Origin of the sequence: Sphingobacterium sp. UBA2610 (assembly GCF_002339225.1) — a bacterium.
GTDB classification, from domain to species: domain Bacteria; phylum Bacteroidota; class Bacteroidia; order Sphingobacteriales; family Sphingobacteriaceae; genus Sphingobacterium; species Sphingobacterium multivorum.
Genome location: NZ_DDKA01000011.1, coordinates 150,079 through 170,337 on the forward strand (window position 1 = coordinate 150,079; position 20,259 = coordinate 170,337).

Below are 20,259 nucleotides of genomic sequence, written 5' to 3' on the forward strand. Positions count from 1 at the left end.
ATTTGTATCTGAATTTTGGCAATAGGCGAAAGAGAGTTCTTGCAGTTTTTTGTATGTTTGAACTGATGAAAAAAATTTTAAGTGCATTGTTGCTGCTTTGGTTTGTGCTGGCGGCTACTTTTGTAGCGAAGGCTCAGAGCTTTGAGGATGTTTATCAGCTATTTCAAGAATCTAAAATATTAAATGATCATTTTGTTGGTTTTTCTTTGTATGACCTAAATGCCAATAAATATGTGATGGACATAAACGGCAATAAGCATTTTACACCGGCTTCCAATACAAAAATGTATACAACCTATGCCGCTTTGGCCCTGCTGGGCGATTCAATACCCGGTTTGGAGTATGTGGAACGAGGAGACTCGCTGCTTATCTGGGGGACAGGCGATCCGACGTTTTTGCATAATCGGTTAGATACCCGGGTAGTGTATAACTTTTTGAAAAATACGAATAAACGCATTTTTGTTGTACCAGGGACAATGAAGAATAAGTTCTTTGCACATGGTTGGGCTATGGAAGATTTTGAAGCTTACTATCAGCCTGAAATCAGTACATTTCCTATTTATGGCAATGTGGTCACTTTTCGACAAAAAGGTTATAATTATTTATCAACCTCTCCAACGAGTTTTCAAAATTCACTGGATTTTTTGCCGGAACCTAAGGTAGGTGATTTTGAACTTTCCCGTTCATTTCGTGCAAATTCCTTTTGGATGTCCAAACGTCCCGTTCCGAGCGGTTATGTCAATGAAGTCCCATTTATCTATTCTGATAGCTTATTTATTAAATTATTGTCGGATAGTCTAGGTAAATCCGTGACCTTATTGTCTTATCAAAAACCAAGCAATACCAAGATACTCTATTCCGGCAGTACCAAAAATTTAATACGTGAAATGATGTTGCCAAGTGATAATTTTATTGCTGAACAGTTTTTAATGATGTGTTCGTGGAAACAATTCGGCCAATTTGATACTTACTTGGTGCGGGACTGGATGAAGAATAACGTTTATAAATACTTTTCAGCTGAGGTTGCCATTTTTGATGGATCGGGCTTGTCGTCCTATAACAAGGTGACACCGCAAAATAATGTCGATCTATTGGTCGTCTTGAAAAATAAGTTGCCGGATGAGAAGGAACGTTTTCGTCTTTTTCCGGCCGGAGGTGTAGATGGTACCCTGAAACGTACCTATAGCAAAGATCTCGGAGAACCGTTTGTTTTTGCTAAAACGGGAACGATTACATCTGTCTATAATCAAAGTGGTTATTTGATCACACGGACAGGAAGGCGCTTGGCATTTTCTTTTATGAACAATAATTATATAGATGATCGAGCAAGTGCAATTCGTAAAGAAATGGCTAAAATAATTACTTATATTCGTCAAACTTATTAAGCCAATTTAAATGGAAGCAATTGTAAAAAACAATAAAAAATTGATTCGTTCTTGGGCCATGTTCGATTGGGCCAATTCTGCTTACAACCTTGTTATTACTTCCACGATATTCCCTGTTTACTATACCGCAATTACTACAACAAAAGAGCATGGTGATGTTGTTAGTTTCTTTGGGATTGAAGTCGTCAATACCGCACTTTCTAATTTTTCTTTGGCTTTTGCCTATCTGTTGATGTCGTTTTCTTTGCCCTTTATTTCTTCGTACGCTGATGCAAAAGGAAAAAAGAAACAGATTATGAAATTCTTCACTTATGTTGGAGCAGTTGCATGTATGTGCTTATTTTTCTTCAAGCTTGAAACTTTGGAAATTGGTATCATCTGTTTTGTGCTTGCAGCGATGGGGTATATTGGCGGTGTTTTGTTTAATAATTCCTATTTGCCGCTTTTGGCGACAGTCGATCAGCAAGATAAGGTGAGTGCGCAAGGTTTTGCTTATGGTTATATTGGCTGTGTCACTTTACAGATTCTTTGTTTTATAGTGGTGCTTAAACCTGAATGGTTTGGTATTACAGATGCTTCACTACCGGCTCGTATATCATTTTTAATGGTCGGATTGTGGTGGCTTGGGTTTTCAATGATTCCTTTTAAATACCTGCCTAAAATCGATGCAACCGAGAATAACACAGGTAAGAGTTTTGTTCAGAATGTACGGAATGAATTCGGCCATGTTATCCAAAAGATCAAAGGTATTCCTGAAATAAAACAGTTTTTGCCGGCTTTTTTCTTTTATGCAATTGGTGTTCAGACTTTGATGATTGTCGCCTCTTCTTTTGGGGAGAAAATTTTGCATTTAGGCGCGGAAAGGTTGATTGCTACCATTCTTCTCATTCAACTTGTAGCTATCTTAGGTGCATTTTTAATGTCTTATTTATCTACGCTTTTTGGGAATATCAAGGTGTTGATCGTTGTGGTAATGATCTGGATCGGAATCTGTATTTCGGCCTTTTATTTATCTACCCCACTTCAGTTTTATATCATTGCTGCATTGGTCGGTTTAGTTATGGGCGGGATTCAGTCCTTATCGCGTTCAACCTATTCTAAATTAATTCCGACGGATATCAAAGATACGACTGCTTTCTTCTCTTTCTATGACGTCACAGAAAAAGTTGCCATTGTCATAGGATTATTCTCATTCGGGTTTATAGAACAGGTTACACATAATATTCGATATTCGGCATTGGTTCTTTCTTTATTTTTTGTAATTGGATTGTTACTTTTGATCCGGATATTAGTATCCAATAAATCTTAATTTTATTGATTGAATTGCATATGAAAGTAGAACTTTTTGTTCCTTGTTTTATAGATCAGCTTTACCCTGAGACCGCTTTTAATACGGTTCGTTTATTAGAAAAGGTCGGCTGCGAGGTTGTCTATAATCCTGAGCAGACATGCTGTGGCCAGCCTGCCTATAATGCTGGATTTTGGGATGATGCAAAACAGGTCGGACGGAAGTTTTTAGGTGATTTCTCAGGAGATCATGTGATTATTTCTCCTTCTGCGTCTTGTACCGGTATGGTACGACATGCTTATAATGATTTATTCGCAAATTCGGCAGATTCCCATCAATGCCATAAAATACAGCAACAGGTTATGGAAATCTCTGATTTTTTAGTAAACGTGCTAAAAAAAGAGTATTTTGGAGCAGAGCTTGAGGGTGTTGCGGTGTACCACGATTCTTGTTCGGCTTTGCGAGAGTGCAAGATTAAAGAGGAACCACGGAAATTATTGAGTAAGGTCTTAGGTTTGGAGATGGTGGAGGTGAAAGATAGCGAGACATGTTGTGGGTTTGGGGGGAGTTTTGCCGTTAAATTCGAAGGAATATCCGCAGCAATGGCTGAGCAAAAAGTGCGCAACGCACTTGATCTGAATGCGGATTATATTATTTCCACTGATTCATCTTGTTTGCTACAGCTTCAATCTTATATCGATAAACATAAATTACCCATTCAGACGATGCACCTTGTTGATGTGTTGACTACTGGCTGGGGAAATATTTAAATAACACATTAAATCTAAACACATGAATTCAAGAAGAGATTTTCTTAAAAACCTTGCGCTAGCGTCTGCTGGTATAGCATTAGCTCCCTCTTTGGAGAGTTTTGCGGCAGCAAAGAAAGATTGGTTTGACATTTCCTTGGCTGAATGGTCATTGCATAAATCCTTGTTCAAGGGAGATTTGAACAATTTGGATTTTCCGGTATTAGCTGCCAAAAAATACGGTATCTACGGGGTGGAATATGTGAATCAGTTTTTTAAGGATAAGGCTAATGATAATAACTACCTTACTGAGCTGAATATGCGTGCAAAAGATAATGGTGTACGTAATGTACTCATTATGATTGATGGTGAGGGAAATCTCGGTGATGAAGATGAAACAAAGAGAAAACAAGCCGTGCAAAACCATTATAAGTGGATTTCTGCTGCTAATTTCTTAGGTTGTCATGCAATCCGTGTCAATGCGGCTGGAAAAGGAACTCCTGAGGAAGTGAGTAAACGTGTTGTTGAAAGTTTAACAACGCTATCTGATATTGGTAAAAAAGCGGGGATTAGCATTATTGTAGAAAACCATGGTGGTATCTCTTCACATGGTGACTGGTTGGCCAATACATTAAAAGCAGTGGGTAGTAAATATTGTGGAAGTTTACCTGATCTTGGTAATTTCTATGAGTATGATCGTTATCAAGGCGTGACTGATCTAATGCCTTATGCGCATGGTGTGAGTGCCAAAACACATGATTTTGATGCCAATGGAAATGAAACGCAAATTGACTATGAGCGTATGTTGAAGATTGTTAAAAAAGCAAAATTCAAAGGTTATGTGGGGATTGAATATGAGGGAAGTAAGTTGAGCGAAGAAGAGGGTATTTTTGCTACTAAAAAATTACTGGAACGTTTGCGCCCTTTGATTTAATATTTAACGAGTCGAGTTCTTTTCAGGAAATGGAAAGAACTCGACTCGTTGATAGGTTTTAATTGAAGTGTTGCTTGGATGCAACAACGAAAAAAACTGCCGTCCATTCGTTAGAAACCTATTAAAATCTTCACTATCTTGCTTGAGCATATGAAGACGGGTGAACAACCTCTTTCTTTGTGTAGAGGATCATCGGATTTTTCCGTTTACCGATGGTATATTTTATAAATGGAAATCGCACTACCTTATTTTGAAAAATAACGACTAAAAAAACATGAATTTTGAAAAAAATGCTGTTCTTGAGACCCATTTGCAAAAAGTAGGGGCTGAACATGTATTGGTACAAGGGCATCCTGCCGGCTTGTTTGTATTATTCTTCACAGAGATGTGGGAGCGTTTTAGCTATTATGGTATGCGGGCGCTGTTGGTCAATTTTCTGGTTTCTACCATTGCACAACAAGGATGGGGTTGGACCAACTCCGAGGCCATGAAGCTTTATGGTTTGTACACCGGGATGGTGTTTTTAACGCCACTGTTCGGTGGGATTATAGCCGATCGCCTGACAGGATATAAAAAATCCATTATGGTCGGAGCTATAATTATGACGCTGGGACATATCGCTATGGCTTTAGAGGGATTTAATAAAAGCTTCTTTTTGGCGGGTTTGGTGCTGATTGTTTTGGGAAATGGATTGTTCAAACCCAATATTTCTTCGATGGTAGGGAAATTATATCCGGATAAAGGAGGTAAAAAAGATGCGGGTTATACCATCTTTTATATGGGCATCAACGGGGGAGCGTTTTTAGGAATGATGCTATGCGGTTATATTGGTGAGAAGATCGGCTGGCATTATGGCTTTGGGCTAGCCGGAGTATTTATGTTTTTGGGAATGTTGCAGTTCTATTTTGCACAACCCATTTTCGGAAAAATTGGAAATACACCCGAGAAACAAGACGAGTTAACCGATATTGCGGGTGGTCAAGAAGAAAATCCAAAGCATATTGTTCGTGATCGTTTGCTGGTAATAGCCATTTTTATGTTGTCAAGTATTGTTTTCCATTTAGCTTTTGAGCAAGCAGGTGGTTCGATGACGATCTTTGCGAAAAATTATACACAACGGGTATTGAGTGGTGAAGTGGCGGTTTTATTTAAATGGTTGGATGCTGCATTGACGGTTTTGCCGATTGTGGTAATTACCGGAGTACTGTTTGTTTTAGCAAAGAAAATCGTACGTAAATACCCTATGATCATACTTTTTTCGAGTATTTCTTTTGTGATCATTTGGTCTTTGTGTCTTTGGAAAGTTTATCGGGAATATTATGGTATGAATTCCGAAGTTACTGTATCCTGGTTTCCGATGTTAAATTCTTTCTTTATCATTACGTTGGCCACATCGTTTAGTAAGATATGGGAGAAAGTATGGAATCCTTCTGGTCCAATTAAGTTTGCAATGGGACTGACATTGGTTGGAGTTGGTTTTGCAGCTTTATCTATTGGAAGCTCTGAGATTCCTACCGGTGCAAAGACGGCCTCTGTTAGTATGATCTGGTTGGTGTTGGCGTACTTTTTTCATACAGTGGGCGAATTATGTATTGGTCCGGTCGGACTTTCTTATGTCAGTAAACTATCGCCAAAAAAATTCCTGGGCTTATTGTTTGGTTTTTGGTTTTGTGCCAATGCCATAGCTAATTTTATAGGGGGCTTTATTGGGTCATATATTGATAAGATTACAGAATCTCATTCCATGTCATATTTCTTTGCTGTATTTACAGTAATTCCTATGGTGGCTGCTGTATTTCTTATTCTGGGTAACAAAAAAATAAAAAAGATGATGCATGGAATTGATTAATTCATAGAAAAATAGTGTATCTTCAAGCGATTTTTATCAAAATAAAAACAAAACCTGAGTTATAAAACAATTATTGAAATTATATGAATCAAGAAAAAGATCAAGTTCTTGTAGCACATCTTGCTAAGCAGGGGATCGATGACAAGATGGTAAATGGGCATCCTGCCGGATTATTTGTGCTATTCTTTACAGAGATGTGGGAGCGGTTTAGTTACTACGGTATGCGGGCATTGTTGACCTTATTTTTAATAAGTTCCCTTGCTGATGGGGGATGGGAATGGAGTAACGAACGTGCCATGAAACTTTACGGTTTGTATACTGGTTTTGTCTATTTAACACCATTGATCGGTGGAATGATTGCGGATAAGCTAACCGGTTTTAAGAAGGCGATTTTGATAGGCGCTTTGGTAATGACATTGGGGCACCTGTCTATGGCATTTGAGGGCGTGAATTCCAATTTCTTTTATCTGGGTCTTGTGTTAATGATTTTGGGTAACGGGATGTTTAAGCCTAATATTTCTTCTATGGTGGGAAATCTTTATCCAGATCAAAGTCCTAAAAAAGATGCAGGGTATACCATATTCTACATGGGCATCAATGCCGGGTCATTTTTGGGAATGCTTCTATGTGGGTATATCGGCGAAAAAATTGGTTGGCATTATGGTTTCGGGCTTGCTGGAGTATTTATGTTCTTTGGTATGTTGCAATTCTATTTTGGACAAAAGATATTTGGAATTATCGGAGATTCACCCAAAGCACTTCAGGCTTACCATGAGAAAAAGATCAAAAATCACGAAGAGGAGGAAGAGGTCATTCCTGCACATGTTGTCCGTGATAGGTTAATAGTTGTCACCATATTTATGTTGGCTAGTGTAGTTTTCTTTCTGTCTTTTGAACAGGCGGGCGGATCCATGTCTATCTTTGCAAAGGATTATACACAGAGGGTCCTGTCTGGAAGTTCAGCAGTGACATTTAAATGGATTGATACTATTTTGACTATTGTGCCTATCGTTATTGTGACGATCGTTTTAACAGCATTGGCTAGAAAAATATATAAACAGTATCCATTGACTATTTTATTTACCGCTGTCTCATTTGGTATCATTTGGTGCTTGGGCTTATGGAAAGTATTTCGAGAAATTGGAATAACCGGATCGGAAGTTGGAGCCTCATGGTTTCAAATATTGAATGCATTTTTTATTATTTCACTTGCATCGTCATTTAGCAAATTCTGGGAGAAGGTCTGGAATCCTTCGGGACCAGTTAAGTTTGCGCTAGGTTTAATATTGGTGGGAATTGGATTTGCAGCATTAGCTTATGGAGCGAGCGAGATTCCTCAAGGAGCAAAGACAGCGTCTGTGAGTATGATTTGGTTGGTGATCGCCTATTTCTTTCATTCAGCAGGGGAGCTTTGTCTTTCACCTGTTGGCTTGTCTTATGTTAGTAAGCTTTCCCCAAAGAAATTTTTAGGGCTTCTTTTCGGTTGCTGGTTCTGTGCTTCGGCAATTGCCAATTTTATCGGTGGATTTTTAGGCTCATACATTGATCGCATTACAGAAGAACATTCGATGTCCTATTTCTTTATGATATTTGCAATAGTTCCTGGGGTTACGGCATTGCTATTAATTGTCTTCAATCCAATATTGAAAAAAATGATGCATGGGATCAATTAATCAGGATCGATAGCATCACAAAAAAAAGGGCTAATCAATACACTGATTGGCCCTTTTTTTTATCTCTTTTTACTTTTCTGTTGATGCTTATTTATGTTTATTCTTCCACTTTTAAAAGCAGTTTATCGATGCGGTGTCCATCCATATCAAGCACTTCGAAAATTAGATTTTTAAATCGGACACGTTCGCCTTCTTCGGGTACGTGATCTAATCTTAGAAACACGAGGCCTCCTACGGTGGTTACGTTATTGATCTCATCTTCGTCTTCTTCGGAAAGACCGATTTCAAATTCATCCAAAAGATCCTCAATCTGATATTGTCCGTCGACAACATAATCGCCGTTTTCCAATTGACGTATTGTCGGACGGGCACTTAGGTCGCTTTCTGTGATGTTGCCAACCAAATCGCCAACGATATCCCGTAAGGTAATAATTCCCTGTGGTGACCCATACTCATCAATGACAACCGCTTGATGGATACTGGAGGTACGCAAGGTATTCATAATGCTATACGATGAACTGAATTCGTTAACAAACTTGATCGGTAACATAAGTGTTCTGAGATCAAATGCTTCGTTCTGGAGGCATTGTCGTAGTAAGGACTTTACATGAACAACACCTTTAATATTGTCGAGTCCACCTTCACAGACCGGGTAGATGGAATGATCGTTGTCCAGTATGATCTTTCTATTTTCTTCAAAAGAATCTTCCAGATCCAAAAAAACAATGTTTTTGCGGTGAGTCATTAGGTTGACCGCCTTTTTGTCCCCTAAACTCAATAGACGGTCGACGATATCGTGCTCAATACCTTCGATGACACCACTGTCGACACCTTCGTCTACTAATGCCTTAATTTCTTCTTCCGTGACACTATTGCCGCTGCTCTTGATATTGAGTATTTTGACAATAAACTCCGTCGACATACTGAGTAGCCATACAAATGGCCGAACGATTTTGCTGAGCAGGTTCATCGGGTAAGCGATTAGCATGGCATACTTCTCCGGAATAGCCATACCGATACGTTTGGGGACTAATTCACCAAGCACCAACGAAAAGTAGGTGATGATAAAGACGACAATGATTACAGCGAGCTGTTCGCTATAGGGGGCTATGATACTGGATTTATTAAAGATCTCTACGAGGTAAGATGAAATACTGCCGCCAGAAAAGAATCCGGTTAGGATGCCAATAAGGGTAATGCCTATTTGTACAGTGGATAAAAAGCTGTTGGGCGATTCTTTTAGGTTTAGCGCTATTTTTGCAGCGGCATTGTTTTTATCGCTTTCAGCCTGTAGCCTTGCCTTTCTGCTGGACACGATGGATATTTCTGATGCCGATAGTATTCCGTTTAGAATAATCAGGACTAAAATAATAATTGCTTCGGTAAGCATAATGAGTTGAAAAAGTTGTTTGCTAGGCTAATTTACGGAAAAGACCGGCCAAATAGTAGGATTATTATGATTATGTCAAGCATTCATAAAAAAAGCCGTATATCTTTCAATACGGCTTTTATGATAATAAGCATGTTTTTTCAATTACATTCCACTATCATCTAACATAAAGGTATTTTTCTTGGTTTTCCATTTTCCTTTTGTGAAATCAGGGAATTCCAACGTTTTATTTCCTTTTGCAATTGACTCGGTAGATAGTGGGAATACAGCACTCATGGTTACTGAATCATACACGTCAATTGGAGTCTGTACTTTTTGTTTTACCGCCTGAATGAACGCATTGAATACAAACCAGTCCATGCCACCATGACCAGAACCGTTTGCTACCTCTTCATATTTTTGCCAGATTGGGTGATCGTATTTCTTTACCCACTCGTCTGCTGAATCCCAAGTGTGTGGTTTGGATTTACCCTCGATGTGAATACCTTTGGCAACATCCATCCAAATACCGTCTGTTCCCTGTACGCGGAAACCGATAGAGTAAGGTCTTGGCAAGTGTGTATCATGCGTTAATAACATGGTTTCTCCATTCGCACATTGTAACATCGTTTGTGTAATATCACCATTTTTGTAATTGATCTTACCGTTAGGATGTCCCGGGGAAACTTTATTGACATAGGCTGCCAATCCACGGGCTTTACTTGAGTACGAAGTGATATGAGTGAATCTGTTCCCCTTGTTGATATCTGCAAATTGCATAATTGGACCTAAACCGTGTGTCGGGTATAGATCACCATCTTGGTCGATATTGAACTGTGTACGCCATTGTGCCTCAGAAATCGCTTTCGGGCCATATTCAACGCCATGGCCATAATAGGCTTTTCCGTCATTGAATAATACCTCGCGTAAATCGTGTTGATAACCGCCTTCTAGGTGCAACAATTCACCAAATAGTCCTTGTCTGTGCATATTCAATACAGCAAGTACATCACGACGGAATGCAACATTTTCTAGGGTCATGTAAGGTTTTCCAGTTTCTTCGGATGCTTTCACAATATCCCAGTGATCTTGTAGCGTTAAACCTGCAATAACCTCGCAACCCACGTATAGACCAGCTTTCATTGCATCAATAGCTTGGTTTTTGTGGAATTGCCAAGGCGTTGCAATAATGACAGCATCTAATTTTTCATTGCTTAACATCTTTTTGTAAGCATCAACCCCACCAGTATACTCTTTTGGAAGTTTGGTGCCTTTTGCGTTGAATTGTTTACGGCATTGTGCTAGAGATTCTTCTTGGGTGTCACAGACAGCCACAATTTCTAGATCATCTCTGTTTAGGGCAATTTGAACGTGATTACGTCCTCTAAGGCCTACGCCAATAAAACCGATTTTTATTTTCCCATTTGTTTGAGCAAATAATTCTGTACTTGAAAGGACACCGATTCCAGCTGTAGTGATGGCAGTCGATTTTATGAAATTTCTTCTATCCATTGTTTTGAGATATAAGGAGTTTGTATATTAGTTATTTACTTGTTTGAAAACAGTCCTTAAGACTGGCTACTATTAACAAATATATTATTTCATTTGGGATAAATGAAAGTGCAAACGTTTGCTTAATTTTATTAAATTTCATGCAAACGTTTGATTGAAATAAAAATTATCATTTATTAATTCAATTTGTGATATTGCAAGCACATTGATGATTTAAAAAACATAGTTTAATGTCTGATTTTAACCAATTAGTAGTAGAGAGCGCAGCAAAACAATTCACATTAGAAGGAGATATCATTTCAGTGCAACCGTTTGGTTCTGGTCATATCAATGATACTTATCGTGTAGTTACTACTGTAGATAGCGGTATATCGCATTTATTACAACGTATTAACCACCATGTTTTTCCGAACGTGGATGGATTAATGCATAATATTGAGATTGTCACCAAGCATCTTAGTAAGAAAGTTAAAGTCGCTGAAGGAAAAAGAATCAGCGATCATGTATTGACAATTGTTCCTACAAAAGATGGGAAATTATATATAAAAGATAGTCAGGGTAATTATTGGCGCATGTTTATCCTCATAGAGGATACCAAAAGCTATGATATTGTAGAGACTGAGGTACAGGCAGCTGAGGGGGGGCGTGCTTTTGGTTTGTTTCAAAAGCAGCTCTCGGATTTAGATGCTTCATCGATCGTTGAGGTACTTCCTAACTTTCATAATATAGAGTTTAGACTCGAAAATCTTAGAAAAGCGATCGCTAAAGATGTCTGTCAACGCGTAGCGTCGGTGAAACACAAATTGGATTTTATCTTTAGTCGTGAAGATCGAATGAAAACCATTCTTGAACTTGGTAGTAAGGGTGAGCTTCCGCTGCGTATTACACATAATGATACAAAGTTTAATAATGTGCTCTTAGATCGCCACGATAAGATGCAATGTGTCATCGATTTAGATACCGTCATGCCGGGCTATGTGGCATATGATTTTGGGGATGCTATTCGGACGATTATTAACCCCGTTGCCGAGGATGAGAAGGATGTATCGAAAATTCTGCTAAATCTTGCTTTATATAAGGCATATGCCGAAGGATATTTGGAGGAAGCTAATGACTTCTTGACAACTTTGGAGAAAGAAACATTAGTAGATGGAGCCTTCTTATTGCCCTATATGCAAGGAGTACGTTTCTTAACGGACTATTTGGAAGGAGATCATTACTACAAGACTAAATATGAGGACCATAATCTGGTTCGTACAAATACGCAACTGAAATTGGTTGAAGAGATGGAAAAGAATGAAGCATTTATGCGTAAGGTAGTTTTTGATTGCATTTAACAATTTTATACCTTTAATCATATTGAGAAGCTTCCATCGCGTAGATGAAGCTTCTTTTTTCTGTAAAAAAAATATTCGAATGAAAAAACTAACCATTTTGCCTATCGCAGCGGAGCTGACCAATACACTAGATTATCATACTTTGTCGAAGCTCTTAAGCAATCTTGAATCGCATTCTTTGGAGTTTAATAATTGGAGCGAATCTTTCCCGTATAAACCTGAGGTACAATTTAAGATTGGCTACACCCGGGAATATCTAGTGTTGCAGTACGATGTCGTCGAAGAACAACTTCGGGGTAATTATTCCGATACAAATCAAAATGTATGGGAAGATAGTTGTGTGGAGTTCTTTATTTCATTTGATGGACGCAAACATTATTATAACCTTGAATTTAATCTAATTGGAACGGGTTTGATCGGTTATGGTCCGGCCGAAAAGGCGAGTAGAAATCGATTGGATAGTACAACAATAGAACAGGTGCGTACTTACTCTTTAATTGAGCGTAATGGTTCCGATAAGCGATGGAGTATGATTGAGGTAATTCCATTTGCTGTATTTCAGTTTGACGATCTTGTAGACCTGAAAGGTAAACGGATACATGGGAATTTTTACAAATGTGGTGATCATCTCAAACAACCACATTTTATATCTTGGAATAAAATAGAAAACCCAACTCCTAACTTCCATCTCCCCGAGTTTTTTGGAGAAATGGTCTTTGGTTAGGAGTTGAGTAAAAAAGTTGATGCTTATTGGTAAACAGATTCTTTTTTGAATTTCTTTGCCAATAAAGCATATACTAATACACGGTATTTATTTTTATTGGATTTGCCAATAGCGGTAATAACCTCCTCTAATGCTTTGTCTAGCTCAGGGCCATCTTTTAGGCCTAATTTTTTGATCAAAAAATTTTGTTTGACACGGTTCAGTTCTTCGGGATCTGATGCAGCGATGGTTTCGGAGTCTGCATTGTAAATGGAAGGTCCTATTCCTTTTGTTACTTTTGCAATAAATGCTTCATCTAATGATAAGCCTAGCTTTTTTGATTCTGCAACATATGCAGCAATTTTTTCATCTAATTTGCTCATAATTATGTAAGTGATTTAATTGTAGATAGTTAAGTTAGGTAAAAAAGTCGATAAACAAAATTATTCTTTTGTTCAGGGAAAGAATGTTACATTTGCAGTCTTGATAAGTGCCGTTAATTAAAATGTGGAAAAATTCAGCTAATTATTCTTGGTAATTGTTGTAAGTTACATTTTTATAAGTTATCTTTGCACCTCAATAATTGAATATACGTAATCATAATAATAATGAAAAAAGATTTGCATCCTTCAAATTACAGATTAGTTGTATTTAAAGATATGTCAAATGACTATGCTTTTATTACAAAATCTTGTGTTGATACTAAAGAAACTATCACATGGGAAGATGGTAATGAGTATCCAGTTGTAAAACTAGAGATCTCTCATACATCACACCCTTTCTATACAGGTAAAATGAAATTGGTTGATACTGCTGGTCGTATCGACAAATTCCGTAACCGTTACAACAAAAAATAATTGTAGCAGATCTGTATATTACAATATTAAGAACTCGATAAATATAATTTGTCGAGTTTTTTTTGTTATTTTTAATTTGTGAAAATCTTCTTTACAGATTGCTTTGATTCGATCCAATTGTTGGATAAGCTTAGCCCCCCATTAACTACTTTTGATAGAAAGAGTCTTTATCCATTTACTTTCGTAAAATCTTGCTTGGACCTTCGGGTTGGTATACTGACTTTACGGGAGAAATGGCAAAAATTAGCTTTAGCATTTGATGTACACTATATTGCCGCTCATTCGAACGAAGAGGGGATTATTTGGCTGTCTGAGAACGTTATCCCGTCAGTAGTATTATTGCAGGCTATACAGCGCTTGGGTGTAGGAGAGGTCCTTGTACAGGGCGGATACGTTATCGCTTGTTGTTATGCACATATGGGTTCTTATCGTGTACAAGAGATTGATACGTCAGTGGATCTACTAAAGGGGGTAGAAGATCTGTTTTTGCTTGCAGGAACTGAAATAACACGTGATTTCAATCTGCTGGTACAAGATGTTCAGTCGTCCAGTATAGCTGTGACGAATCAATTGTTAGGAAATGACCTTTATGTAGCAGATCGTGTTAGCGTGGAGTGTGCTACGATCAATACCCTCCAAGGCCCCATATATATCGATGAAGATGTTACAATTATGGAGGGAGCGCATTTGCGTGGTCCATTGTACCTTGGTAAAGGAGCTGTTGTGAAAATGGGCGCCACGATTTATGGCAATGTTTCGATAGGGAAGCAGAGTGTCATTGGGGGAGAGATCGGGAATTCGGTCATAGGTGATTTTTCGGCCAAGGGGCATCATGGCTATCTAGGTTGCTCGGTGATAGGGGATTGGTGTAACTTAGGGGCTGGTACCTCTAATTCCAATTTGAAGAATAACTTAAAGACCGTTTCAATTTATGATTATGCATTGGACGGTGTTCGGGATACAGGTCTGTTAAAATGCGGAGCCTTTATTGGAGACTATACGCGCCTTGGTATCAATTCGGCTTTAAATACAGGTACGGTAATTGGAATTGCAAGCATGCTAGCAGATACAAGTTTTTATGCTAAATTTGTACCGTCATTTGCTTGGGTGTTCGACGGAGGTGTGCAAACTTATGAATTTGATAAGTTTATGGCATATTTGGAGACGCTGTATGCATCAAAAGGGGAAGAACTTACGGAGCAGATTAAAGATAAATTGAATCAACTTAACAAAAAATATAATTAAATCGTAAAATCATGCGTAAAAAAATCGTAGCTGGTAATTGGAAAATGAATTTAGACTATCAATCAGGATTGAGCTTGTTTTCTGAAATTATCAATATGGCCAAAGATGAAGTGATTGGAAACCAAGAATTGGTTGTTTGTAGCCCATTTATTCATTTGTCAAGCCTTGGGCAATTGTCGAAAAATGTTGCAAATGTAAATATCGGTGCACAGAATATTCACCAAGCTGAGTCCGGAGCCTATACAGGTGAGATTTCAGCTTCACAGGTAAAATCAGTAGGCGCTTCACATGTTATTTTGGGGCACTCTGAAAGACGTGCTTATTTTGGTGAGACTGATGCATTGTTGGCGTCTAAAGTGGATATTGCATTAAAACATGATTTAATACCAATATTCTGTATTGGAGAAACAAGAGAAGAACGCGAATCTGGAGCTTTCTTTGATGTGATCAAAACACAATTGACAGATGGATTGTTCCACTTGTCTAAAGAAGCTTTTGCATCTGTGGTATTGGCATATGAGCCAGTTTGGGCAATTGGTACTGGCTTGACAGCTAGTCCTGAGCAAGCACAGGAGGTTCATAAATTTATCCGCGAGGTGCTAGCTGATCAATATGGTCAGGAGATTGCTGATAATACAAGTATTCTGTATGGAGGGTCTTGTAATCCAGGTAATGCAAAAGATTTGTTTGCTCAAGCCGACATTGATGGTGGTTTGATAGGAGGGGCTTCTTTAAAATCGAGAGATTTTATTGATATCGCTAAAGTATTTAACGGCTAATTTTTAGAAATGAAATACGTAGAGGTTATCTTTCAAATGCGATCAGGTGAAGAATGGCAGAAGGATTTGTTGATATCTGATTTGGCTGATATTGGCTTTGATACTTTTGAGGATACCGAATCTGGATTTGCAGCTTATATTTCAGCTGCAAATCTTGACTTGCAAGCATTAGAAACTTTGATGCTTCAACCTTATGAAGGCCTAGAGGTCGATTATAAGATACAGGAAATAGAAAACCAGAATTGGAATAAATTGTGGGAAAGTAATTTCAACCCAATTGAGGTGGGGGGGCAATGCTATGTGCGTGCAACTTTTCATGAGGCAAAACCTGAGTTTCCCTATGAAATCATTATAGATCCGAAGATGTCTTTTGGCACTGGCCATCATCAAACAACTTCGATGATGCTTCAGTATATCTTGGAGAATGATTTTAATGGCAAGCAGGTTTTAGACATGGGCTGCGGTACAGGGATTCTAGCCATTTTGGCATCAAAAAAACGTGCGAATACTGTGTTGGCTGTGGATTATGATGAAATATGTGTCGAAAGTGTGATCGAAAATAGAGTGCTCAATCATGTTGAGCATATTGAGACGCTCTGTGGATCTTATGAAGTGTTAACAGGTCGGGGCTTTGATGTGATTTTGGCAAATATTAATCGTAACATTCTTTTAGAACAATTACCTCAGTATGCATCGAGCATTCGTACAGGGGGTGAGCTGTACCTAAGTGGTTTCTATGAGCAGGAAGATTTAGCAATCTTAAGCGATGCGGCGACGTCATTAGGTTTTGAGTTTATCTCCAATAAAGTTTTAAATAATTGGTGTGCAGCCAAGTTTGTGAAGCGATAATTTAGCTATGCGGATTCATTTTATAGCAATAGGTGGTAGTGTGATGCATAACCTTGCTATTTCATTGGCAAAACAAGGGCATCAAGTGACAGGTTCTGACGATCAGATCGTAGAACCTTCCCGTTCTCATTTGATTGAAGCAGGCTTGCTTCCTAATCAATTGGGCTGGTTTGAGGAAAAAGTGACGGAGGATATTGATGCTGTGATCTTGGGTGCTCATGCTCAGGTAGATAATCCTGAATTAAGGCGGGCGCAGGAATTAGGTCTTAAAATTTATTCTTTTCCGGAATTTATACAAGAGCTTTCACAGGATAAAATCCGGGTGGTTATCGCTGGAAGTTACGGTAAGACAACCATAACGAGCATGGTGATGCACGTTATGCGATTTCTAGGAAAAGAATTTGACTATTTGGTAGGGGCCCAATTAAGAGGATTTGATAAGTTGGTCGATATTACTAAGCATAATAAGATTATTATTATCGAAGGAGATGAATATGTTTCATCCAAGATTGATCCGAAGTCTAAGTTTTTGTATTATAAACCGAATATAGCCTTAATTTCGGGTATTGTATGGAATGAGTTTAACTCGAAAATATCACAAGAGGAATATATTAAACAATTTGAAGATTTTATTGACTCAATTCCGCCTAAAGGTACCTTAATTTATAATAAGGAAGATGTTGTGTTACAGAAGGTTCTCCAAGATACGAAAGATTGTAAGATCAATAGACATGGCTATAAGATTCCTGATTATACAATTAATAAGGGGGTAACCTATATCAATACACCGGATGGAGATGTTCCTTTGCAAGTGTTTGGTAAGCACAACCTATCTAATATTGCTGGGGCCTATACGATCTGCGAATGGTTGGGGATCAAAAAGAAAGAGTTCTTTGAGGCTATAAAAAGTTTTAATACTTCGATTCGTTATTTGGAGTTTGTTGCAAGCTCGGAAGGATCGGTGGTTTATCAGGATTATGCCTGTAATGCGGATAAAGTGAAGTCAAGTATTCACGCCGTGAAAGAGCAATTTCCTAATCAGAAATTGGTCACAATTATCGAATTAAACTCGTATGATAGTTTAGATTCTTCCTTTTTGTTACAATATGCAAACTCGATGAAAGAGTCGGATGTCTCTGTGGTCTACGTGAATATAAATTCTTGTAAAGAACTTAATAAAGATATTGAAAGTGTCCCAAATAATATTAAGGATAATTTTAATAATCCTGATTTAGAGGTTGTTGTAAGTTTAGACGGACTCTATTCATTTTTAGATGGTGTCAAATCAAAGGGGTACAATTTACTTCTTATGAGTTTAAATAATTATAATGGGGTTAATTTGTCCGTGCTGGCTGATCGGTTTTTTAGAGATTTTTAGAGAAAAAATTATAATTTAATGTAAATTAAATTGTAATTTATTATTTTTGTTTAAAATATCTACCAGATGAATGCATTAGGAAAAAAAATCAGATTACTTAGACACCAAAAGGGGTGGAGTCAAGAGGATGTTGCAAAACGATTGGATATCTCAATCCCAGCATTTTCTAAAATTGAAACAGGGATTACAGATGTGAATTTGTCTCGCCTGAATCAAATCTCAAAATTATTCAATTTGACAGTTGTTCAACTTTTATCTACTTCTGATTCTGAAGAAGACAAAGAGTATGTAAATGAGGTGAATGCTTTGACGCAAAAATTACAACAACGCGATAGCGAAGTAATTGAATTGCAGAAAAAGGTTATTGATCTTTATGAGCAATTGCACAAAAGATAAGGCATATTAAAATTGTTACCGAAAAGGCAATCCAAAGGGTTGCCTTTTTTTGTTTATGCAACTTTATTTTGGTCAAAAGTGATTTTGTTTTTGTTTCTTTGTAAGTATTTTATCAAAAAAATAAAGGTTGATTATTTATGGGGAGATTAAACGGGGATATTACGACTAGCCCGTCGACTGATTTTTTTAAGTCAAATGTATTGGGGCAGCGTTCAGGGCTCTTTGTCCTTTTCTTTACGGAAATGTGGGAACGTTTTTCGTTCTACGGGATGCGTGTACTCTTAATGCAGTTTTTAACTGCTGCAGTTATTCAAGGTAGTCCTTTCTCGGGATGGTCCTGGACTGCACAACAAGCTGGAGCACTTTATGGGACCTATGCCATGATGCTCTATTTAACTCCTATTATAGGAGGGATTATAGCGGATAAATATATTGGATCACGTAAAGCTGTGATCATCGGTTCGGCGATTATGACGCTTGGCCATGCTGCAATGGCCTTTGATACTTCGATTATGTTTTTCCTTGGTTTAGTGTGTCTAGTTATCGGAACGGGTTTCTTCAAGCCTAACATGCCATCTATCTTAGGTGAGATGTATAAAGATCTGCCAGAAAAAAAGGACGGCGCTTATACCATATTTTATATGGGGGTCAATGCTGGCGCTTTCTTTGGTATGATGCTATGTGGATATATTGCCGAAACTTATGGCTGGCATTGGGGATTCGGTTTGGCTGGTATCTTTATGCTTTTGGGAACACTGCAGTTTGTTTTTGCAAAACCACTCATGGGAAATCTTGGTGTTTTAAATAAGTCCACCTCTGGGGAGCATAAAGTTATCGCTGAGGATACGGATACAAGAAATCCATTTACCATACGGGATTATGTATTGATCGCGATAGTTTCTATTATTGGTTTTGTATACGCTTTTAATGACCCTTTATCGAAGAATGGTATTGTTGATGTATTTTCTCGTTTGGATACGCCATTTCTAAGAGGGCAGTATATAATGGTCATTGTGGCGTTGATTCTTTTCATATATCTTATTGTTACACGGATTATGCGTTATGATAAGGTTGTAAGGGATCGGATGTTCGCAGTTGTGCTGTTGGCTTTTTTCTTGGTCTTCTTTTTTATGAGCTTTGAGCAGGGGGCAACTTCATTAGTTCTTGTGGCTAGAGATAATATTGACAGATCACTTACTGGTGCTGCATTAACAACCTTTAATGTGGTAAATGGTTTATTGACGATTGTACCGCTTTCGATTATTTCTTGGGTTCTGATTAAATTGGCAAAAGTAACCTGGCACAAAATTGCCATTTCAAATATCGTATTATTTATCTGTTTTGGGTTGATTTGGGGAGCAGTAATCTGGATGTTGTACAATGAGTTCAATAAAGAAGCATCAGAAATCAAAGTTTCTTGGTTCTCTATCTTAAACTCATTTTTTATTATTGCACTTGCCTCTTCGGTATCCAAAATTTGGGAGTCGAAGTATAATCCATCGGCAGCCTTTAAATATGGCTTTGGTCTGATTTTGGTTGCGATAGGATTTTTCATTATTGGATTAGGATCAATAGGAATAAGCCAGGGTGCTAAAATCTCGATGGTATTTTTGGTGTTGACCTATTTGTTCCATACATTGGGTGAATTATTTATTTCACCTGTAGGCCTCTCTTATGTATCGAAATTGGTGCCGGCTCGCATGCTCGCATTTATGTTTGGAATCTGGTATTTGGCGATTGCTATTGCACAGAAGGTTGCAGCGGTATTGGGGGGACAAGTGGAGACCATTCAAGAGGAACACTCCTTGAGTTACTTCTTCTTCTTATTTACAGCAATTCCTGCCTTAGCAGGCCTGTTAGTAATGCTGTTTAATCCATTGATTAAACGATTGATGCACGGAATTAAATAACAAATATATAAGCTTCTTTTACGAAAGAAGCTTTTTTGATTAATAT

Annotated in this window: 18 protein-coding genes; 15 read left to right on the plus strand and 3 right to left on the minus strand. The window is 38.0% G+C overall.

The genetic code is table 11. From position 1 onward, the window contains the following. Positions 1 to 65 precede the first annotated feature (65 nt). The 6 genes from B4Z47_RS08165 (at position 66) to B4Z47_RS08190 (ending at position 7,878) form a co-directional block, all read left to right on the plus strand. Entirely contained in the window at positions 66 to 1,385 is a 1,320-nt protein-coding gene (locus B4Z47_RS08165; protein WP_159333289.1) for a D-alanyl-D-alanine carboxypeptidase, read from the plus strand. Positions 1,386 to 1,395: 10 nt separating this feature from the next. Continuing rightward, entirely contained in the window at positions 1,396 to 2,694 is a 1,299-nt protein-coding gene (locus B4Z47_RS08170) for an MFS transporter (RefSeq protein WP_075994031.1), read from the plus strand. A gap of 20 nt (positions 2,695 to 2,714) precedes the next feature. Then, positions 2,715 to 3,443 carry a (Fe-S)-binding protein gene (locus B4Z47_RS08175; RefSeq protein WP_070566110.1) on the plus strand — a complete coding sequence of 243 codons (729 nt, stop codon included), beginning with the start codon at positions 2,715 to 2,717 and terminating at the stop codon, positions 3,441 to 3,443. A 22-nt stretch (positions 3,444 to 3,465) separates the two neighbouring features. Beyond that, positions 3,466 to 4,356, plus strand: coding sequence for a TIM barrel protein (locus B4Z47_RS08180; protein ID WP_046672364.1), 891 nt, complete (start codon positions 3,466 to 3,468; stop codon positions 4,354 to 4,356). A 274-nt stretch (positions 4,357 to 4,630) separates the two neighbouring features. Then, entirely contained in the window at positions 4,631 to 6,205 is a 1,575-nt protein-coding gene (locus B4Z47_RS08185; protein WP_083663750.1) for a peptide MFS transporter, read from the plus strand. 83 nt (positions 6,206 to 6,288) lie between these two features. Next, positions 6,289 to 7,878 carry a peptide MFS transporter gene (locus B4Z47_RS08190; RefSeq protein WP_075994030.1) on the plus strand — a complete coding sequence of 530 codons (1,590 nt, stop codon included), beginning with the start codon at positions 6,289 to 6,291 and terminating at the stop codon, positions 7,876 to 7,878. Positions 7,879 to 7,975: 97 nt separating this feature from the next. Here B4Z47_RS08190 and B4Z47_RS08195 read toward each other — a convergent pair whose 3' ends face one another. Further along, positions 7,976 to 9,268: a hemolysin family protein gene (locus B4Z47_RS08195; RefSeq protein ID WP_075994029.1), complete on the minus strand. Its 1,293-nt coding sequence runs from the start codon at positions 9,266 to 9,268 to the stop codon at positions 7,976 to 7,978. Positions 9,269 to 9,412: 144 nt separating this feature from the next. Then, positions 9,413 to 10,759: a Gfo/Idh/MocA family protein gene (locus tag B4Z47_RS08200; protein WP_075994028.1), complete on the minus strand. Its 1,347-nt coding sequence runs from the start codon at positions 10,757 to 10,759 to the stop codon at positions 9,413 to 9,415. 230 nt (positions 10,760 to 10,989) lie between these two features. Between B4Z47_RS08200 and B4Z47_RS08205 the strand changes: the two genes are divergently transcribed. Together B4Z47_RS08205 and B4Z47_RS08210 are read left to right on the plus strand one after the other, a co-directional pair. Next, positions 10,990 to 12,096: a phosphotransferase enzyme family protein gene (locus B4Z47_RS08205; RefSeq protein ID WP_115046796.1), complete on the plus strand. Its 1,107-nt coding sequence runs from the start codon at positions 10,990 to 10,992 to the stop codon at positions 12,094 to 12,096. 79 nt (positions 12,097 to 12,175) lie between these two features. Continuing rightward, positions 12,176 to 12,820 carry a carbohydrate-binding family 9-like protein gene (locus tag B4Z47_RS08210; RefSeq protein ID WP_075994957.1) on the plus strand — a complete coding sequence of 215 codons (645 nt, stop codon included), beginning with the start codon at positions 12,176 to 12,178 and terminating at the stop codon, positions 12,818 to 12,820. 23 nt (positions 12,821 to 12,843) lie between these two features. Here the strand turns inward: B4Z47_RS08210 and B4Z47_RS08215 are convergent, their stop codons facing one another. Next, a complete protein-coding gene (locus tag B4Z47_RS08215) occupies positions 12,844 to 13,182 on the minus strand; it encodes a DUF2853 family protein (RefSeq protein ID WP_075994026.1) in 339 nt (112 codons plus the stop codon). A 225-nt stretch (positions 13,183 to 13,407) separates the two neighbouring features. Between B4Z47_RS08215 and B4Z47_RS08220 the strand changes: the two genes are divergently transcribed. The 7 genes from B4Z47_RS08220 (at position 13,408) to B4Z47_RS08250 (ending at position 20,213) form a co-directional block, all read left to right on the plus strand. Then, the gene (locus B4Z47_RS08220) at positions 13,408 to 13,656 is read left to right on the plus strand and encodes a type B 50S ribosomal protein L31 (protein WP_046671774.1); all 249 of its coding nucleotides are present in this window, start codon (positions 13,408 to 13,410) and stop codon (positions 13,654 to 13,656) included. Positions 13,657 to 13,734: 78 nt separating this feature from the next. Next, positions 13,735 to 14,901 (plus strand): putative sugar nucleotidyl transferase, encoded by a 1,167-nt coding sequence (locus B4Z47_RS08225; protein WP_115046798.1) that lies wholly within the window; start codon positions 13,735 to 13,737, stop codon positions 14,899 to 14,901. Between the two features lie 11 nt (positions 14,902 to 14,912). Continuing rightward, entirely contained in the window at positions 14,913 to 15,680 is a 768-nt protein-coding gene (tpiA, locus tag B4Z47_RS08230; RefSeq protein WP_115046800.1) for a triose-phosphate isomerase, read from the plus strand. A gap of 9 nt (positions 15,681 to 15,689) precedes the next feature. Beyond that, entirely contained in the window at positions 15,690 to 16,529 is an 840-nt protein-coding gene (gene prmA / locus B4Z47_RS08235; RefSeq protein WP_088162805.1) for a 50S ribosomal protein L11 methyltransferase, read from the plus strand. 7 nt (positions 16,530 to 16,536) lie between these two features. Beyond that, complete coding sequence (locus tag B4Z47_RS08240; protein WP_088162804.1) at positions 16,537 to 17,907, plus strand: Mur ligase domain-containing protein; 1,371 nt, start codon at positions 16,537 to 16,539, stop codon at positions 17,905 to 17,907. Positions 17,908 to 17,973: 66 nt separating this feature from the next. After that, positions 17,974 to 18,303, plus strand: coding sequence for a helix-turn-helix domain-containing protein (locus tag B4Z47_RS08245; RefSeq protein WP_046671770.1), 330 nt, complete (start codon positions 17,974 to 17,976; stop codon positions 18,301 to 18,303). A 137-nt stretch (positions 18,304 to 18,440) separates the two neighbouring features. Then, the gene (locus B4Z47_RS08250) at positions 18,441 to 20,213 is read left to right on the plus strand and encodes a peptide MFS transporter (RefSeq protein ID WP_115046802.1); all 1,773 of its coding nucleotides are present in this window, start codon (positions 18,441 to 18,443) and stop codon (positions 20,211 to 20,213) included. Positions 20,214 to 20,259 lie beyond the last annotated feature (46 nt).

Bases quoted from the DNA above. Each gene is read 5' to 3' on its own strand.
- B4Z47_RS08210 (WP_075994957.1), top strand. From the start codon at position 12,176: ATGAAAAAACTAACCATTTTGCCTATCGCAGCGGAGCTGACCAATACA.
- B4Z47_RS08190 (WP_075994030.1), top strand. From the start codon at position 6,289: ATGAATCAAGAAAAAGATCAAGTTCTTGTAGCACATCTTGCTAAGCAG.
- B4Z47_RS08240 (WP_088162804.1), top strand. From the start codon at position 16,537: ATGCGGATTCATTTTATAGCAATAGGTGGTAGTGTGATGCATAACCTT.
- B4Z47_RS08215 (WP_075994026.1), bottom strand. From the start codon at position 13,182: ATGAGCAAATTAGATGAAAAAATTGCTGCATATGTTGCAGAATCAAAA.
- B4Z47_RS08250 (WP_115046802.1), top strand. From the start codon at position 18,441: ATGGGGAGATTAAACGGGGATATTACGACTAGCCCGTCGACTGATTTT.
- B4Z47_RS08200 (WP_075994028.1), bottom strand. From the start codon at position 10,759: ATGGATAGAAGAAATTTCATAAAATCGACTGCCATCACTACAGCTGGA.
- B4Z47_RS08180 (WP_046672364.1), top strand. From the start codon at position 3,466: ATGAATTCAAGAAGAGATTTTCTTAAAAACCTTGCGCTAGCGTCTGCT.
- prmA (WP_088162805.1), top strand. From the start codon at position 15,690: ATGAAATACGTAGAGGTTATCTTTCAAATGCGATCAGGTGAAGAATGG.
- B4Z47_RS08205 (WP_115046796.1), top strand. From the start codon at position 10,990: ATGTCTGATTTTAACCAATTAGTAGTAGAGAGCGCAGCAAAACAATTC.
- B4Z47_RS08170 (WP_075994031.1), top strand. From the start codon at position 1,396: ATGGAAGCAATTGTAAAAAACAATAAAAAATTGATTCGTTCTTGGGCC.
- tpiA (WP_115046800.1), top strand. From the start codon at position 14,913: ATGCGTAAAAAAATCGTAGCTGGTAATTGGAAAATGAATTTAGACTAT.
- B4Z47_RS08220 (WP_046671774.1), top strand. From the start codon at position 13,408: ATGAAAAAAGATTTGCATCCTTCAAATTACAGATTAGTTGTATTTAAA.
- B4Z47_RS08165 (WP_159333289.1), top strand. From the start codon at position 66: ATGAAAAAAATTTTAAGTGCATTGTTGCTGCTTTGGTTTGTGCTGGCG.
- B4Z47_RS08245 (WP_046671770.1), top strand. From the start codon at position 17,974: ATGAATGCATTAGGAAAAAAAATCAGATTACTTAGACACCAAAAGGGG.
- B4Z47_RS08175 (WP_070566110.1), top strand. From the start codon at position 2,715: ATGAAAGTAGAACTTTTTGTTCCTTGTTTTATAGATCAGCTTTACCCT.
- B4Z47_RS08195 (WP_075994029.1), bottom strand. From the start codon at position 9,268: ATGCTTACCGAAGCAATTATTATTTTAGTCCTGATTATTCTAAACGGA.
- B4Z47_RS08185 (WP_083663750.1), top strand. From the start codon at position 4,631: ATGAATTTTGAAAAAAATGCTGTTCTTGAGACCCATTTGCAAAAAGTA.